We start from the raw sequence: 16,399 nt of genomic DNA, 5'->3' as shown, positions 1-16,399 counted from the left end.
AATAGATGAGTAATTAATTTATTTGAGAAGTGATTGTAAAGCGGTTAAATTGACAGATCCCAGACACCTTGAAAGCACGCCATGGCCAGCAACAAACCCGATTTTGACCCGCTCAAGATGAGTGAACACATGAAGGACTCGGCCCAGCAAATTTGGCTGGCTGGCATGGGCGCATTCGCCAAGGCCCAGCAAGAGGGCACCAAGGTGTTCGAAACCCTGGTGAAAGACGGTTCCAAATTGCAAGAAGCCACCCAGCAAGCGCAGGCCAAAGTGACCGAAGCCGCGCACAAAATGACCGCCATGGCCAGCGACATGGGGCAACGCGCCAGCGGCCAAATGGATAAATTGGAAGGCATTTTTGAAGAGCGCGTGGCCAAAGCCTTGCAAAGCATGGGCTTGCCCAGCGCCCAAGACCTGGCCGCATTGGAGGCGCGGGTGGCGGCTTTGGAAGCACAGCTGGCTGAGCAAACCACCCCAGCCAAACGCAAATAAGCATCAAACACATGGTGAAAAAAGCGCCCCGTCGCACCGCCGAGCGGATTCAGACGGCGGCGCTGCAACTCTTCAATCGCTTTGGCGAACCGAATGTTGCCACCACGCTGATTGCCTCAGACATGGGCATCAGTCCCGGCAATTTGTTCTACCACTACGCCAGCAAAGAGTTGTTGGTGAACGCCTTGTTCGACAGTTACCAAGCCGAGATGCGCGGGCTCTTGCCCGCTGCGGCTGACGTGCGCGACCTCGAGCACAGTTGGTTTTTCATGCACAGCCTGTTCGAGCTGGTGTGGCGCTACCGCTTTGTTTACCGCGACCTGAACGATTTGCTGAGCAAGAACCGGCATGTGGAAGGGCAGATGAAAGACATCCTGGCGCTGAAAGAACAAGCTTTGGGGCAGTTGCTGGGGCAGCTGCAATCAGCCAAACTGTTGCAACAAACCGCCACGGAGCGCACACACTGCGCCACCCACATGGTGGTGATGCTCACCTGGTGGCTGAGCTATGAATATGTGCGCAACCCGCGCCACGCCATGGAAGACGCCAGTGCCCAACATGGCGTGTTGCACGGGGCGCAGCAGGTGCTCAGTTTGATGCTGCCGTATTTGTCCAACACCCCGAAAGCGCAATTGCTGGCCTTGATGCAGGTGTATGCCGACGCCCTGCCCGCTTGAACGCAGGCAGCGTGCCCGCTGAAGGAGGTTGTATGAGGAGGCTCAGGCCTTGGCCAAGAAGCGTTCCACCATGCGCACCCAAACCGTGCCGCCCAGCGGAATCAGGTCGTCGTTGAAGTCGTAGCTGGGGTTGTGCAAGGTGCAAGGGCCCCCGCCATGGCCCATTTCGCGGTGTGCGCCTTCGCCGTTGGCAATGAAGAAATACGCCCCGGGTTTGGCCAGCAGCATGTAGGAAAAGTCTTCCGCGCCCATGGTGGGTTCTTGCGCCAGCACGTTCTCGGCACCGACGATGTCGGCCAACACCTCGCGGGTGAAATCGGCTTCCTGGGGGTGGTTGATGGTGGGCGGGTAGTTGCGCACAAACTCGAAGGTGCAGCTGGCTTCGTGCGCGGCACTCACGTGCTCGGCCACGGTCCGCATGCGCCGCTCGATCATGTCGAGGATGTCGACGGTGAAGGTCCGCACCGTGCCTTGCAACTCGCAGCTGTTGGGCACCACATTGGTGGCTTCACCCGCGTGGATCATGGTGACTGAAATGACGGCTGCGTCCACGGGCTTGACGTTGCGCGACACAATGGTTTGAAAGGCCTGCACCATCTCGCAAGCGATAGGCACCGGGTCAATGCCGTTGTGCGGCAAGGCGGCGTGGCAGCCTTTGCCTTGGATGGTGATTTTGAATTCGTTGCTGGAGGCCATGACCGGGCCAGCACTGACCGCGAGCTTGCCCACCGCCATGCCCGGCCAGTTGTGCAAACCAAACACCGCATCCACCGGGAATTTCTCGAACAAGCCGTCCTTGATCATTTCGCGGGCACCGCCGCCGCCCTCTTCCGCCGGTTGAAAAATCAGCACCACGGTGCCGTCAAAGTTGCGGTGCTTGGCCAAGTGCTGCGCAGCCGCCAGCAACATGGTGGTGTGACCGTCGTGGCCGCAAGCGTGCATCTTGCCCACGTGTTGGCTGGCATGGGCGAAGGTGTTGGCCTCGTGCACCGGCAGCGCGTCCATGTCGGCACGCAAACCGATGCTGCGTGAACTGGTGCCGTTTTTGATGATGCCCACCACGCCAGTGGTGCCCAAACCGCGGTGCACCTCGATGCCCCACTCGGTCAATTTGGCGGCCACCAGATCCGAGGTGCGCTGCTCTTCAAAGCAGAGTTCGGGATGGGCGTGGATGTCGCGGCGCACCGCCACCAGGCTGGCGGCTTCGAGGACCATGGTGTCGAGGAGTTTCATGAGTCTCACCTGTTTGTGGTTTGAAGAATCAGTCTACCTGAAGGGCAAAGGGCCGCAGTTTGTGTTGATTTTCTCCCTCAGGCGGGTACTTCCGCCATGGTCAACCGGGCCAAGAAACAGCACAATGCAGCCATGACCACCACCATCCTGGGCGCCTGCCCGCACGACTGCCCCGACACCTGTTCCCTTTTGACCACCGTGCAAGACGGCGTGGCCATCAAGGTGCAAGGCAACCCGGCCCACCCGCTCACCGATGGTGTGTTGTGCACCAAGGTGTCGCGCTACACCGAGCGCACTTACCACCCCGAGCGGGTGTTGCACCCCTTGAAGCGCAGCGGCCCCAAAGGCAGTGGTCAGTTTGAACGGGTGAGTTGGGACGAAGCGCTGTCAGACATCGCCGCCAAGCTCAAGGGCATCGCCGATCGCAACCCAGAACGCATCCTGCCCTACAGCTACGCGGGCACCATGGGCATGGTGCAAGGCGAGTCCATCGCCATGCGTTTCTTCAATCTGCTGGGCGCCGCGCAACTCGACCGCACCATCTGTGCCAGCGCCGGTGCCGAGGCGCTGACCCACACCTTTGGCAGCAAGCTGGGCATGAAGGTGCAGTTTTTTGCCGAGAGCAAACTCATCCTCATTTGGGGCAGCAATGCCATCACCAGCAGCGTGCATTTTTGGCGACTTGCGCAAGAGGCCAAACGCAACGGCGCCAAGCTGGTGTGCATCGACCCGCGCCGCAGCGAAACCGCCGACAAATGCGATCTGCACCTGGCGCTCAAGCCCGGCACCGATGCCGCGTTGGCGTTGGCGCTGATGCACGAACTCATCACCCACGACTGGCTGGACCACGACTACATCGCGCAGCACACCGTGGGCTTTGAAGCCTTGCGTGAACGGGCTTTGCAATGGCCGCCCGAACGCGCGGCCGAGGTGTGTGGTTTGGACGTGCAAGCCATTCGCCAACTGGCGCACGACTATGCGCACATCAAGCCCGCGGCCATCCGTTTGAACTACGGCGTGCAACGCTCGCGGGGTGGTGGCAATGCGGTGCGAGCCGTGGCCTGTTTACCCGCGCTCATTGGCGCTTGGCGGCACCGTGCTGGTGGCGTGGTGCTGAGTGCTTCAGGCCATGCGCTGCACAACGGCGTGGCCTTGCAACGCCCGGATCTGCACACCAACCCGCTTGCGCCATTGGTGAACATGAGCACGATCGGCGACGCCTTGAACACGCCCAACTTGATTGAAGCCATGGTGGTTTACAACAGCAACCCGGTGGCGGTGGCCCCCGAATCGGCCAAGGTGGTGAAGGGCTTTGCACGTGAGGATTTGTTCACCGTGGTGCTCGAGCATTTCATGACCGACACCGCCGACCATGCCGACTTTGTGTTGCCCGCCACCACACAACTTGAACACTGGGACATCCACAACAGCTATGGCCACACCGATGTGCTGTTGAACCGCCCAGCCATCGCACCGCTGGGTGAGGCCAAAACCAACACGCAGATCTTTCGAGAACTCGCCTTGCGCATGGGCCTGCACAACCCCTTGCTGCAAGAAAACGATGAAAGCCTGTGCCGCTTGGCGCTGCAACACCCGCGCAACCTGCAAAGCGCTGCGCCCGTCACGTGGGAGAAATTGCTGCAAGATGGTTTTGCACATTGGCCCATGAACGACGCCCCGTTTGCGCAAGGCGGTTTTGCCACCGCCTCGAGCAAGTGTGAATTCGTCAGCAGCAGTTTGGTGGCACTGGGCGCAGACGGTTTGCCCGACTTCATTCCCAATTACGAAGCACCCACCGCGCAAGACACCTACCCGCTGGCCATGATCTCGCCGCCCGCCCGCAACTTCTTGAACTCGTCGTTTGTGAATGTGAAAAGTCTGCGCGACATGGAGGGCGAACCGCTGCTTGAAATTCACCCGAATGACGCATCCCTGCGGCAACTGCAAGACGGCGACATGGTGCGGGTGTTCAACGACCGAGGCAGCTATGAATGCAAAGCCCACGTCAGCACACGTGCGCGTGTGGGCATGGTGGTGGGTTTGGGGATTTGGTGGCGCAAGCTGGGTGCCAATGGCACCAATGTGAACGAACTCACCTCGCAAAAACTCACCGACATGGGCCGCGCACCGGTGTTCTACGACTGCGCGGTTCAGGTGGCCAAACGCTGACTGGCGATTTGCCGCAGGCCATCAAAAATCAGGCTTTCCACCAATTCGAATTTCACCGACATGTTGGGGGCCATCTTCCAGCCTGCGCCACCGGTCATGTAGCACAGCGGTTCGTTGTGGGTGTGTTGGCGAACATGCTGCACCATGCGTTCAACAGCACCTGCAATCGCATAGGTACCGCCACTGGTGAGCGCATCACTGGTGTTGGTTGGAAATTCACGCACCTCGCCGGTGGGCACACGCAAGCCAGCGGTGCCAGACTCCAAGGCCCGCAACATGATGCCGTGGCCCGGCAAGATGAAGCCGCCCAAAAAATGTCCTTGCGCGTCAATGGCCTCCACCGTCACCGCTGTGCCCACCATCACCACCACCATGGGGCGCGGCGCTTGGCCTTGGGTTTGTTCTTTCATGCGAGCCAGGGCGCCGATCATGGCCACCCAGCGGTCGGCACCCAAGCGTGTCGGGTGGTCATAGCCATTCACCAAACCCGCTTCGGCGGCATTGGGCACGACCCAACGCGGTGACAAATCCCAGTGCTCCATTTGCTCGCCCACCCGCCGACGCAACGCATCACTGGCCACAATACAGCCCAGTGTTTCAGAGGGGGCTGGCAGGTCTTTCCAATCTTCATCGGCGAGTCGGTCGATGTGCTCCAAGAACACCGCGCCGTGCGACAGCAGTTGCGCATCGGGTTGGTGGCTGTCGAACAAAGCCCACTTCAAGCGGGTGTTGCCAACATCAAGGGCGATGAATGTCATGGGGTGAATGGGCTGCCAAGGTGGGCGGGATGATACCCACCCAGGAGCGCTTCAGGACTTGCGCCAAGCCTTGGCAAATTGAACAACTTCTTCGGCCACGGTTTGGCAAGCATGCAAAGCTTCGTTGGCGCTGTCGCTGCCTGGGTTTTCAAAAGGCATTTGCAACACGTTCAAGCTGGCACCAAAGGGCGTGGGCCAACCGCGCAAGCTGTGGATGATGTCGCGCATGGAGGACAAGGTGGTGCCCATGGCCTGCGAGCCATACGCACACACAATGCAACCCACGGCTCGGCCTGTCAAGTACACGCGCTCGTCTTGGTTCATGTCTTCGATGTAGTCGATGGCGTTTTTCAGCAAGCCCGAGATGCTGCCGTGGTAACTGGGCGTGGAAAAAATCACGCCATCGGCGCGGCGCAAGGCTGCAACCAAGGCCGCTTCAGCAGGGCTGCGCTCGGTGCGTCTGGGGTCGTACAACGCCAAATCCAAATCGGGCCCGGCAAAAAGTTGCGTGTCGCAGCCCAAGCTGGCCGCATGGGCCAAAGAAAGTTTCAAGGCGTGTTCACTGGACGAACCGTCGCGCAAGGTACCGCCCAAGCCGACGATGAAAAGAGGAGATGTCATTGTTGTTGAAAGGCAAATCAGGAGAGTGTAGGTCGTTGCAGCGGATAACAAGCTTGCAAGGCCTGCGCCGCTTGCAACACCAGCGCATCACCAAACATGGGCCCGACCAACTGCACACCCATGGGCAAGCCCTCGGATGTCAAGCCACAAGGCAGGCTGATGGCCGGTTGTTGGCTCAGGTTGAACGGGTAGCTGAACGGGGTCCAGCCCAGCATGGCCTCGGACGTCATGGGGCTGTGACCAGCAGGCCGCGCTTTGAAGGCCGGTACCGCGGTGCTGGGCGTCAAAATCAGATCAAAGCGCTGCATGAACTGGCGCAAATGCGAACCCAAAACGCCACGCCGTTGGTTGAGTTGATGCAAAGCGTTGGCGTCCAACTTGGCACCCAAGGCGGCTTCGGCGGCAAAGTCGGGGTCGGTCAGGGCTTGTTGCGCCGGGCTCAAGGTTTGCCACACCTGGTACGCCCCGGCAAACCACAAACCAGTGGTGATGTCGAGGGGGTCGTCAATGCCCGGGTCCACCTGCTCCACGAACGCGCCCAGGTGGTGCAAATGTTGCGCTGCTTGCGCCGTGGCGGCGGCTATCTCGGGGTGCACATCTTTCGCGTAACCCAGCGTGGGTGAATAAGCCACGCGCAAACCGCGCACCCCAAAGTCCAACAGCTCCGTGTGGTCGGTGCCATCAAACGGCAGCGAGGTCCAGTCCCGCGCATCGGGCTGGCTGATGCTGTTCATCATCAAGGCCACGTCTTCCACCGTCATGGCATGCGGCCCCAAATGCGCCACCGAGCCAAACGGCGACAAGGGGTAGGCAGGCACACGGCCAAAGCTGGGCTTGAAACCCACGTTGCCGCAAAAGGCCGCGGGAATGCGCACACTGCCCGCGCCATCGGTGCCCACCGCCAAGGGCCCCAAACCTGCAGACACCGCGGCTGATGCACCGCCCGATGAACCACCGGGCGTGTGCTCCAGATTCCAGGGGTTGCGGCTGATGCCTGTGAGCAGTGAATTGGTTTCGCCCTTGCAGCCAAATTCAGGCGTGGTGGTTTTGCCCAGCAACACCGCGCCCGCTTCGCGCAACCGTGCCGTCACTGGCGCATCCACTTCCCAAGGCTGATCCGGGTTGACGGTTTTGCTGCCGCGCAGCGTGGGCCAACCCCGGGTCAAGATCAAATCTTTGATGGAGACTGGCACGCCATCCAGGGGCAAGACATCGGTGCCGTTGTTTCTGTGGGCTTGCCAACGCGCTTCGCTGTCCCGCGCCGATTGCAAAGCCGCTTCTTCATCGACCAGGCAAAACGCGTTCAAGCGTGGGTTGAGCTGGTTGATGCGTTGCAGCACCGCCTCGGTGGCTTGCACCGGTGAAGCAGCGCCGCTTCGGTAGAGCGTGAGCAATTGGGTGGCGGTGCATTGGGTCAGTTGCTGCATGGTGTTACTCCATCAAAGCTTGCACATCGGGCGCACTGGCGAGCAAGGCGCGGGTGTAGGCGTGTTGCGGTTGGGCGTACAACGTGGCGGTGGCACCGCGCTCCACAATCTGGCCTTGGTGCATCACGATCACTTGGTCGCAGAGTTGCGCCGCCACCCGCAGGTCGTGGGTGATGAACAGCAAGCCCAATCCCATGCGGGCTTGCACCTCGCGCAGCAAATCCAAAATTTGCGCCTGCACCGACACGTCCAAAGCGCTCACCGCTTCATCGGCCACCAACACATCGGGCCGACAGGCCAAGGCTCGCGCCAAGGCGATGCGTTGGCGTTGGCCGCCGCTGAACTGGCTGGGATAGCGTTGCCATGCGCCCTCGGGCAAGCGCATTTGTTGCAATAAATCGCGGCCCAATTGCTCGGCCTGCGATGCGCTTTGGCCAAAGTTGCGTGCCCCTTCCACCATCGACTGACCGATGGTCAAACGCGGGTTCAATGAACGGTTCGGGTCTTGGAACACCACCTGCACCCGGTGGCGCAATGGCCGCAAACGACTTTCAGGCCAAGGGGCGATGTTGTCCTGGCCCCAATGGATGTCGCCGGATGTGGGGTCGATGAGGCGCAAGATGCACCGCGCCAAGGTGGACTTGCCCGAGCCCGACTCGCCCACCACCCCGACGGTTTCACCCGCACGCAATTGCAGCGCCGCGTTTTGCAAGGCCAAGTGCGTGCCATAGGTTTTCCACACGGCTTGCGCTTGCAACACGGGCGGCGTATCGGCCATCACTTTGGCGGGCGGCGGCGTCATGCTCGGCACCGCGGCCAACAAGGCGCGGGTGTAGTCGGCTTGCGGGCGCAACAGCACATCGTCACGCGAGCCCATTTCCACGGCCAGGCCCTGGTGCATCACCAACACCTGGTCGGCAATATCGGCCACCACGCCCATGTCGTGGGTGATGAACAGCACGGCGCTGCCGGTGTCTTGTTGCAACTGGTGGATGAGTTGCAAGATGTCTTTTTGCGTGGTCACGTCCAGCGCTGTGGTCGGTTCATCGCAAATGAGCAGCGCCGGTTTCATCGCCATGGCCATGGCAATGACGATGCGCTGGCGTTGCCCGCCACTGAGTTGGTGCGGATAGCTGTGCCAAACACGCTCGGGGTCAGGCAAGCGCACTTGCGCCAGCATGTGCATGATGTGGTCGCGGCGTTGCGCAGCGGGCCAATCGGTGTGGGTGCGCAGCACCTCGTCCACCTGGTCGCCGCAACGCATCACCGGGTTCAAGGCGGTCATCGGTTCTTGGAACACCATGCCCATGGCCTGGCCGCGCAAAGCACGCCAACGTGCAGGTGTGGCACTCAGCAGCGCTTCGCCTTGCAAAGCCACTTGGCCTTGAGTCACTTTCAATTCGGATGCCAACAAACCCATGACCGTGGTGGCCAGCACCGATTTGCCCGAGCCAGACTCACCCACCACGCACAGCGTTTGCCCCGCATGCAGTTGCAGGTTGATGTCTTGCAAGGCGTGGCTGCGGTCCGCGCCCGCTGGCAAGGCCACGCTCAACTGCTGAATGCTCAACACAGGTGTGTTCATCAGCCCACCCGCTTGGCGAATTTCGGATCGAGCACGTCGCGCAAACCATCGCCCAGCAAATTGATGGCCAACACCGTGGGCACCAAAAACAATGCGGGGAACAACACATGCCCGGGTTGTTGGCTGAACTGGGTGCGGCCCTCGGCCATGATGTTGCCCCAGGTGGGCACATCGGGCGGCAAGCCCAGCCCCAAGAAACTCAAAATCGCTTCGGTCAACACCGCAGACGCCGCCACAAACGTGCCTTGCACCAAGAGCGGCGCCATGGCGTTGGGCAGGATGTGCCGCCACAAAATAACCGGCGTGGGTGTGGCCAAGGCGCGTGCGGCTTCCACATACGGCTCTTCGCGCAGCGTGAGCACCAAGGAGCGCACCAGCCGCGTGACACGCGGCACCTCGGGTATGGCAATGGCGATGACCACCGTGGCCACATTCGCGCCCAGCGCCGCCACCAAAGCAATGGCCAACAACACCGCCGGAATGGCCATCAAGCCGTCCATGAAGCGCATCAGCACCATGTCCACTTGGCGAAAGTAACCGGCCAACATGCCGCACAAACCACCCAGGCCCAGCGCCAGCAAAGCGGTGGCGACACCAACCAACAAAGAGATGCGCCCGCCAAACAAGACCCGGCTGTAGACATCGCGGCCAAAGCTGTCGGTGCCCAACCAAAAAGTGTGGGCCACCACGCTGCCATCGGGCAAAGCAAACTCGCCTGCCAAGCCCAGCGCTTTGTTGATGTGGTTGGCGTCCATGGCGGCCGGGTCCACCGTGCCCAACCATGGCGCGAACAAGGACACCAACAGCATCAAGCCCAACACGGCCGTGCCAAAACGCACCGAGCCATGGACCCACAAGCGATGCGAAAGCGCGGCCATCAGTGGCGAATCCTCGGGTCCAGCCACAAATAGCTGGTGTCCACCAAGAGGTTGATGCCGACATACGACAACGAGAACAACAAGACCAAACCTTGAATGACGGGGAAGTCGCGGTTCAAGACCGCGTCCACCGTGAGCGAGCCCAAGCCAGGAATCGCGAACACGGTTTCAGTGACCACCACGCCGCCGATGAGCAACGCCACGCCAATGCCCACCACGGTGACGATGGGCACGGCGGCATTGGCCAAGGCATGGCGCAGCAACACGCTGAACTCGGCCAAGCCTTTGGCGCGTGCGGTTCGGATGTAGTCTTCGCTCAAAGCCTCCGACACACTGGCGCGGGTGATGCGGGCGATCAACGCCACGTAAATGGTGGACAAGGTCAACCACGGCAAGATCAGTTGCCGCGCCCAGTCCCACACGCCTTGCGCTTGCGGCCCGGTGAGCGGCTTGTAACCCTGCACTGGCAACCATTGCAACTGCATGGCGAACACATAAATCAGCACATAGGCGATGACGAACACCGGGACCGAAAAACCCGCCACCGAAAATGCCGACAACGATCGGTCGAGCCAGCCACCCATGCGCCAAGCTGCCAAGGTGCCCAAGGGCACCGCGATCAACACCGCCAACAAGGCCGTGCCCAAGGCCAAGGACAAGGTGGGCTCAACACGTTGTGCGATCAGCGCCAACACCGGTTTGCCCAAGTAGTAGGAATAGCCCAAGTCGCCTTGTAACACGCGGCCCATCCAGATGCCGTATTGGGTTGCCAAGTTGCTGTCGAGGCCGAGCTGTTGTCGGATGTTGGCGATGTCTTCGGAGGTGGCGTTGTTGCCCGCAATGACCGCAGCAGGGTCGCCGGGTGAGAGGCGCAGCAGCAAAAACACCACCACCGACACCACCAGCAGAACGGGGATCACCGCCAACAAGCGGCGGCCTAAAAAGCTCAGCATGTCATGGCTTGGACAGACCCCACATGACAGGGATGCCCGGGGTTTGCAACATGCCGCTCACGTTGTTGCGCAAGACCGTGGGATTGCGGTATTGGCCCAGTGGCGCAAAGGCGGCAGTTTCAAACACCAAGGCTTGAATTTGCGAGGCGATTTTTTTCTGCTCAGCCGCTTCGGGCGTTCGGGCAAATTTGGCCTTCAATTCTTCGATGCGGGGTTCATCTTGCCAACCAAACCAACCCGTGGCACCGCGCGTGTTGAGCATGGCGCTGCTGAGCGGATTGTCAATGTCTTGCGCACTCCAGGTGGTGAAAAACATGTTCCAGCCGCCTTGCGCAGGCGGCTCTTTTTTGGCGCGGCGAGCCACCAAGGAGGCCCAGTCCATTTGCTGCAAATTCACTTTGAAACCAGCAGCTTCAAGTTGTTGCTTGGCCACCAAGGGCAGCTTGGTGATGGCGGCCAAATCGGTCGGGCGCATCATGACAATCGGCGTTCCGTCGTAGCCCGCTTCTTTGAGCAACTCTTTGGCTTTGGCAGCATTGCTCACACCCGTGAAGCCTGCGGTGTTTTCATCGGCGAACACCGAGCTGCATGGGTAGATGCTGCGACACGGCCTGACCAACTCGGGCACGCCCACTTGGGTGTTGATGAAGGCTTGTTGGCCCACCGCCAGCATGGCGGCTTGCCGCACTTTCAGGTTGTTGAATGGTGGGTGCAGATGATTGAAACGCATCACATACTGAAAACCTGCGGGCGTGAAATCGTCCACTTTCACGCCAGCGCTTTTCTTCAAGGTTTCGTACTGCTCAAAGCTGGGTTGCTCGACCATGTCGACTTCACCGGCCAAGATGGCATTGAACTGGGTTTGCGGGTCGCGGATGATGACCCATTCCACACGGTCGAAGTTGACGGGCCGCCCACCAGCCAAGCCGCTGGGCGCTTCGGGGCGCGACACGTACTTGGTGTTGCGCTCGTACACCGCGATGGCGCCGGGCTTGAATTCATCGGCCTTGAAGATGAAGGGTCCCGAGCCGATGTGCTCTTTGATTTGTTCGGTGCCAGGCGTGGCGGCGATGCGGGCTGGCATGATGAACGGCACATTGCTGGAGGCTTTGCCCAAGGCTTCCAGGACGATGGCGCAAGGCTCCTTCAACACCATGCGCAGGGTGCTGGCTTCGGGTGTTTCCAATTTATCGACAAATCCAAACAAGACGCCACCCATGGCGTCACGACTGGACCATCGTTTCAAGGATGCCGCGACATCTTCGCTGGTGACCGGCTTGCCATCGTGGAAGGCCAAACCAGGGCGCAGCTTGAAAGTCCAGGTTTTGCCGTCTTTGCTGGTGCTGTAACTTTGCACCATTTGAGGCTGGATCTTGCCCTTGCCGTCCTCAGAGAACAGGGTGTCGTAAATCATGTAGCCATGGTTGCGCGTCACATAGGCCGTGGTCCAAATGGGATCGAGCACCGCCAAATTGGTGTGGGGCACGAAGCGAAACACCTTGTTGGGCGGCACGGCATTTTGCGCCATGGCTGTTGTGGCCAACAGCAGGGCAGCACAGCCCAGCACCAGTGTTTTCAAAAATCCTCGTCGCATCAGCTGCCTTTCTTTTTTGCAAGCTACATTTCAAGCTCAATATAAGCGATTCCATGATCCGCAGGCTTGTCTATGGTTGTCACCGAACTCAGCGCCCAAGAACTTTCCAAAGCCCTTCACGGCAAGCAGTTGTCTTGCCGCGAGGTGATGCAGGCCTATTTAGGCCGAATCGATGCCTTGAACCCGCGCTTCAATGCCCTGGTGAGCTTGCAAGACCCGGGCCTGCTGTTGGCGCAAGCCGATGCAGCTGATCAAGCCTTGCACCGCGGTCACTCACGCGGCTGGATGCACGGCTTTCCCATCGCTTTGAAAGATTTGGTGGATGTGGCGGGCATTCCCACCACCTGCGGCTCGCCCTTGTTGACGCACAACATCCCCAAGCAAGACGCTTTGCTGACCCAGCGCCTGAAAGCCGCTGGGGGCATCGTGATTGGCAAAACCAACACGCCTGAGTGGGGTCTGGGCTCGCACACCTTCAATCCTGTGTTTGGCAGCACGGGCAACGCCTACAACCCAGCGTTCAGTGCGGGCGGCAGCAGTGGCGGCGCGGCGGTGGCCTTGGCGCTCAGGCTGTTACCAGTGGCCGATGGCTCGGATTTCATGGGCAGCTTGCGCAACCCTGCGTCTTGGAACAATGTGTTTGGCCTGCGGCCCTCGCAAGGCCGGGTGCCAGCCTACCCCGCCAACGATGTGTGGGTGAGTCAACTCAGCACCGACGGGCCGATGGCACGCAGCATGACCGACTTGGCGCACAGCTTGGAGGTGATGGCGGGTTTTGATGCGCGGTCGCCGTTGTCGTTGGCGCCGTTGCCAAAAGGTTTTGCAAGTGGGTTGCGACCCCAAGCCAGCGGCCTGCGCATCGGTTGGTTGGGCCACTTGGACGGCTATTTGCCCATGGAAGCAGGCATCTTGGAAGCTTGCGAGCAGGGTTTGAAAAGGCTTGAGGGTTTGGGCTGCAACGTGGAGCCCGTGTCGCTGGGCTACCCGCCCGAGGCGGTGTGGCAAACCTGGCTGGCATGGCGGCGTGTTCTCACGGCCTCGCGCATCGCGCCCATGGTGGCCAAGGGGCGACACCTTGTGAAGCCTGAAGCCTTGTGGGAGTTTGACCAAGCTGCGGGCATGACCGCCACCGATTTTTTGCAAGCCAGCATCGATCGCACCGCTTTTTATCAGCACATGCTGGGGCTGCTGTCCCGGTTTGATGTATTGGTGTTGCCGTCTTGCCAAGTGTGGCCGTTTGAGATTCACAAGCGGTGGCCCGAGCAGATTGACACCCCCACTGGCAAGGTGCAGATGGACACCTACCACCGTTGGATGGAAGTGGTGCTGTATGCGAGTTTGTGCGGCCTGCCTGCGCTGAATGTGCCGGTGGGTTTCAACCCCCAAGGCTTGCCCATGGGCATGCAACTGATTGGCCAAACGCAAGGTGACTTGGCATTGCTGTCATTGGGATTGGCTTATGAAGAGACGGTGCAAGATTGGTTGACCATTCGACCTTGACCAGCATTGCCAATCAGCCTTTGTGGTGCATTCAGCGCGCCAAGCTCGCATGAGCTTTCACCAAACATGATTGCACTCACGGCTTCTGAACCAAGCGCACAGCTTCGTCCACATAGCTGTAAACCTCTTTGGGAATTTGGCCATTTGGACCCAAGGTTTTTTTATCCCGGTGTTTGCCCGTTCTGACCACCACCAAACCATGGGAAGGCACCACCATCACATATTGGCCTTCATGGCCTTGCAGCAAGTAAAACGGGTGCTGGTAATTCCAATCCATCCACAGTGAGTGGCCATAGAAAGGTTGCAAATCTGGTTGGCGCATACGCTCGACAAAGGCTTTGTCGAGCAACTGTTGGCCATTCCACACGCCATCTTGCAACAGCAGTTGTCCAATGCGGCCAAAATCTTGAGCGGTCGCGAAGATACAGCAATAGGTGCGCTCCATGCCGCCTTGTTCGCTAGGGCGGTCCATGGTGTAGATGGCGTCGCTGCCCATGCCCAACGGCGCCCACAAACTGCGAGACAAATGCTGACTGACAGTGAGCGTGGGCTCTTTGGCTTGCAAGGCACGCTTGAGGAACACCCCCAACACCTGCGTTGTGCCACTGCTGTATTCATATTCACTGCCCGGCTCACGCTCAAAGCCATGCGACAACACCAATGCCTCGGCATGCTTGCCGTAATACAAGTCGGTGGTCATGTTCAGCGGCAGGTAGTAGTTCTCGTCCCACTCATGCCCGGACTTCATGCTGGCGAGTTGCGCCACCGTGGCTTTGTTGCCGCGCGGATCGTTGGCGTACTCTTTGATTTGCTCGGTGATGGGCGCATCAAAGCTGCTGATGAAACCTTGTTGCACCGCCATGCCCACTTGCATGGTGGTGATGGTTTTGGCGACAGAAAAAGAGTTGGTGCGGCTTTGCGCTGTGTAGGGTGCGAAATACTGCTCATGCACCAATTGCCCATGTTGCGCCACCAAAAAAGCAGCTGTCTCGTGTTGTTGGTGGTGTTGTTGAATCGGGTCGGACAAGGTTTGTTGGTTGTAGTTGGTGGCTCTGGGCCATGCTTGCTCAGCGCCTTTGGCAATCACGCGCTGATCGAAGTTGTGGGCATCGTCAATATGGGCGGTTCGATGCCCTTGCAAATAGGTGCTGTAGAGCGCTTTCCAAATATAACCATGGCCTGAGAGTTGCAGAATGAATGCCAGCACTAGCAACAAGCCAGCCATCCACTGAATTGATTTTTTCATGACAGTCCCCTTGGTCGAAAAAAAAGCCAGTACGTTTGTAGGGTACTGGCTTTTGGATTGGTGCCGCTTGTCGGATTCGAACTGACGACCTACCGCTTACAAGGCGGTTGCTCTACCAACTGAGCTAAAGCGGCATGGTTGAGATTCTAACGAAGCTTGAGGCAGGCCTTCAACTATTTGATGCGTTTGAGTTGAGGACGCACACTGCCTGCGGGCGGCGTTGGTGTTGGTTCAAGATCAGTTGGGGGTTTGGCATCCGCGGATGCATCCATGTCAACTGGCGCTGGAAACGCCATGCCTTGTCCATTTTCTTTGGCGTAAATGGCAATCACCCGCCCCATGGGCACGGAGATTTCTCGTGCCACACCGCCGAATCGCGCCTTGAAAACAATGAATTCGTTGCTCAGTTGCAGGTTGCTGGTGGCGTCAAAACTGATGTTGAGCACGATCTCGCCATTGCTGACGTACTCGCGGGGCACCTGCACTGAATCGTCCACTGACACAGCCACATAAGGTGTGAAGCCGTTGTCAGTGCACCATTCGTGCAAAGCGCGAACCAAATAGGGCCGCGTGGAAGAGGACTGCGTGATGTTGATCATGCAATGGCCAATTACTTGCGCATGACCTTTTCAGACGGGGTCAGTGCTTCAATGTAGGCGGGGCGTGAAAAAATACGTTCCGCGTATTTCAACAAAGGGGCTGCATTTTTGGACAACTCGATGCCGTAATGGTCCAAGCGCCAGAGCAAAGGTGCAATGGCCACGTCGAGCATGGAGAAGTTATCGCCCAGCATGAACTTGTTTTTCAAGAACACGGGGGCCAGTTGAGTCAACCGGTCGCGGATATGTGCTCGGGCTTTTTCCAACACTTTTTCGTTGGCTTTTTGTGAACGAGACTCCAGCGTGATGACGTGGGTGAACAGTTCTTTTTCGAAATTCAGCAAGAACAAGCGAACGCGAGCCCGGTCAACGGGGTCTCCGGGCATCAACTGGGGATGGGGAAAGCGTTCGTCGATGTATTCGTTGATGATGTTGGATTCGTACAAAATCAAATCACGTTCAACCAAAATGGGCACCTGCCCATAGGGGTTCATCACATTGATGTCCTCGGGCTTGTTGTAGAGATCGACATCGCGGATTTCAAAATCCATGCCTTTTTCAAACAAGACGAAGCGGCAACGATGCGAAAAAGGACATACTGTCCCTGAATACAAGACCATCATGAGAGTGGCTCCTGAAAAACGAACGATTTAATGGGCAAGCCGAA

General features: G+C 59.1%; 15 protein-coding genes and 1 tRNA gene. 4 read left to right on the top strand and 12 right to left on the bottom strand.

Translation table 11 applies throughout. The features are described from left to right. The first annotated feature begins 81 nt into the window (after positions 1-81). Both AC8GFP_RS04330 and AC8GFP_RS04325 read left to right on the top strand, forming a co-directional pair. A complete protein-coding gene (locus AC8GFP_RS04330; protein WP_506610621.1) occupies positions 82-492 on the top strand; it encodes a phasin family protein in 411 nt (136 codons plus the stop codon). An 11-nt stretch (positions 493-503) separates the two neighbouring features. Then, on the top strand, positions 504-1,169 hold the full coding sequence (locus AC8GFP_RS04325; protein ID WP_506610620.1) for a TetR/AcrR family transcriptional regulator: 666 nt from the start codon (positions 504-506) through the stop codon (positions 1,167-1,169). Positions 1,170-1,211: 42 nt separating this feature from the next. Here AC8GFP_RS04325 and AC8GFP_RS04320 read toward each other — a convergent pair whose 3' ends face one another. Next, positions 1,212-2,402, bottom strand: coding sequence for a M20 aminoacylase family protein (locus AC8GFP_RS04320; protein WP_506610618.1), 1,191 nt, complete (start codon positions 2,400-2,402; stop codon positions 1,212-1,214). A 132-nt stretch (positions 2,403-2,534) separates the two neighbouring features. Here AC8GFP_RS04320 and AC8GFP_RS04315 point away from each other — a divergent pair, with 132 nt between their 5' ends. Then, positions 2,535-4,571, top strand: coding sequence for a molybdopterin-containing oxidoreductase family protein (locus tag AC8GFP_RS04315; protein ID WP_506610616.1), 2,037 nt, complete (start codon positions 2,535-2,537; stop codon positions 4,569-4,571). On the opposite strand, the gene AC8GFP_RS04310 is transcribed toward AC8GFP_RS04315, so the two are convergent. The 7 genes from AC8GFP_RS04310 to AC8GFP_RS04280 are packed head-to-tail and all read right to left on the bottom strand — an operon-like array spanning position 4,553 to position 12,387. Next, on the bottom strand, positions 4,553-5,329 hold the full coding sequence (locus tag AC8GFP_RS04310; protein WP_506610614.1) for a type III pantothenate kinase: 777 nt from the start codon (positions 5,327-5,329) through the stop codon (positions 4,553-4,555). The two genes, AC8GFP_RS04315 and AC8GFP_RS04310, sit on opposite strands and share 19 nt — an antisense overlap. Before the next feature lie 51 nt (positions 5,330-5,380). After that, positions 5,381-5,950, bottom strand: a complete 570-nt coding sequence (locus AC8GFP_RS04305; RefSeq protein WP_506610612.1) for an NADPH-dependent FMN reductase — start codon at positions 5,948-5,950, stop codon at positions 5,381-5,383. Between the two features lie 17 nt (positions 5,951-5,967). Continuing rightward, a complete protein-coding gene (locus tag AC8GFP_RS04300; RefSeq protein WP_506610610.1) occupies positions 5,968-7,377 on the bottom strand; it encodes an amidase in 1,410 nt (469 codons plus the stop codon). A gap of 4 nt (positions 7,378-7,381) precedes the next feature. Further along, positions 7,382-8,962 (bottom strand): dipeptide ABC transporter ATP-binding protein, encoded by a 1,581-nt coding sequence (locus AC8GFP_RS04295; RefSeq protein ID WP_506610608.1) that lies wholly within the window; start codon positions 8,960-8,962, stop codon positions 7,382-7,384. Continuing rightward, positions 8,962-9,840, bottom strand: a complete 879-nt coding sequence (locus AC8GFP_RS04290; protein WP_506610606.1) for an ABC transporter permease — start codon at positions 9,838-9,840, stop codon at positions 8,962-8,964. Before AC8GFP_RS04290 ends, AC8GFP_RS04295 begins: the two co-directional genes overlap by 1 nt. Further along, positions 9,840-10,793 carry an ABC transporter permease gene (locus tag AC8GFP_RS04285; RefSeq protein ID WP_506610604.1) on the bottom strand — a complete coding sequence of 318 codons (954 nt, stop codon included), beginning with the start codon at positions 10,791-10,793 and terminating at the stop codon, positions 9,840-9,842. The genes AC8GFP_RS04290 and AC8GFP_RS04285 overlap by 1 nt, the downstream gene beginning before the upstream one ends. A 1-nt stretch (position 10,794) precedes the next feature. Continuing rightward, positions 10,795-12,387, bottom strand: coding sequence for an ABC transporter substrate-binding protein (locus tag AC8GFP_RS04280; protein WP_506610602.1), 1,593 nt, complete (start codon positions 12,385-12,387; stop codon positions 10,795-10,797). A 72-nt stretch (positions 12,388-12,459) separates the two neighbouring features. On the opposite strand from AC8GFP_RS04280, the gene AC8GFP_RS04275 reads away from it, so the two are divergent. Beyond that, a complete protein-coding gene (locus AC8GFP_RS04275) occupies positions 12,460-13,887 on the top strand; it encodes an amidase (RefSeq protein ID WP_506610601.1) in 1,428 nt (475 codons plus the stop codon). Between the two features lie 76 nt (positions 13,888-13,963). Here AC8GFP_RS04275 and AC8GFP_RS04270 read toward each other — a convergent pair whose 3' ends face one another. From AC8GFP_RS04270 to AC8GFP_RS04255, 4 genes are all read right to left on the bottom strand, one after another. Next, positions 13,964-15,133, bottom strand: a complete 1,170-nt coding sequence (locus AC8GFP_RS04270) for a serine hydrolase domain-containing protein (protein ID WP_506610599.1) — start codon at positions 15,131-15,133, stop codon at positions 13,964-13,966. 58 nt (positions 15,134-15,191) lie between these two features. Continuing rightward, positions 15,192-15,267 (bottom strand) — tRNA-Thr (locus tag AC8GFP_RS04265). 39 nt (positions 15,268-15,306) lie between these two features. Next, positions 15,307-15,732 (bottom strand): ClpXP protease specificity-enhancing factor, encoded by a 426-nt coding sequence (locus AC8GFP_RS04260; RefSeq protein WP_506610597.1) that lies wholly within the window; start codon positions 15,730-15,732, stop codon positions 15,307-15,309. A gap of 11 nt (positions 15,733-15,743) precedes the next feature. Continuing rightward, the gene (locus AC8GFP_RS04255; RefSeq protein WP_506610595.1) at positions 15,744-16,355 is read right to left on the bottom strand and encodes a glutathione S-transferase N-terminal domain-containing protein; all 612 of its coding nucleotides are present in this window, start codon (positions 16,353-16,355) and stop codon (positions 15,744-15,746) included. Between the last annotated feature and the right edge of the window lie 44 nt (positions 16,356-16,399).

The sequence above is a fragment of the Limnohabitans simekii (SeqCode) genome (genome assembly GCF_965234735.1).
Classification (GTDB): Bacteria; Pseudomonadota; Gammaproteobacteria; order Burkholderiales; family Burkholderiaceae_C; genus Limnohabitans; species Limnohabitans simekii.
This window is presented reverse-complemented; position numbering and strand designations above follow the sequence as displayed.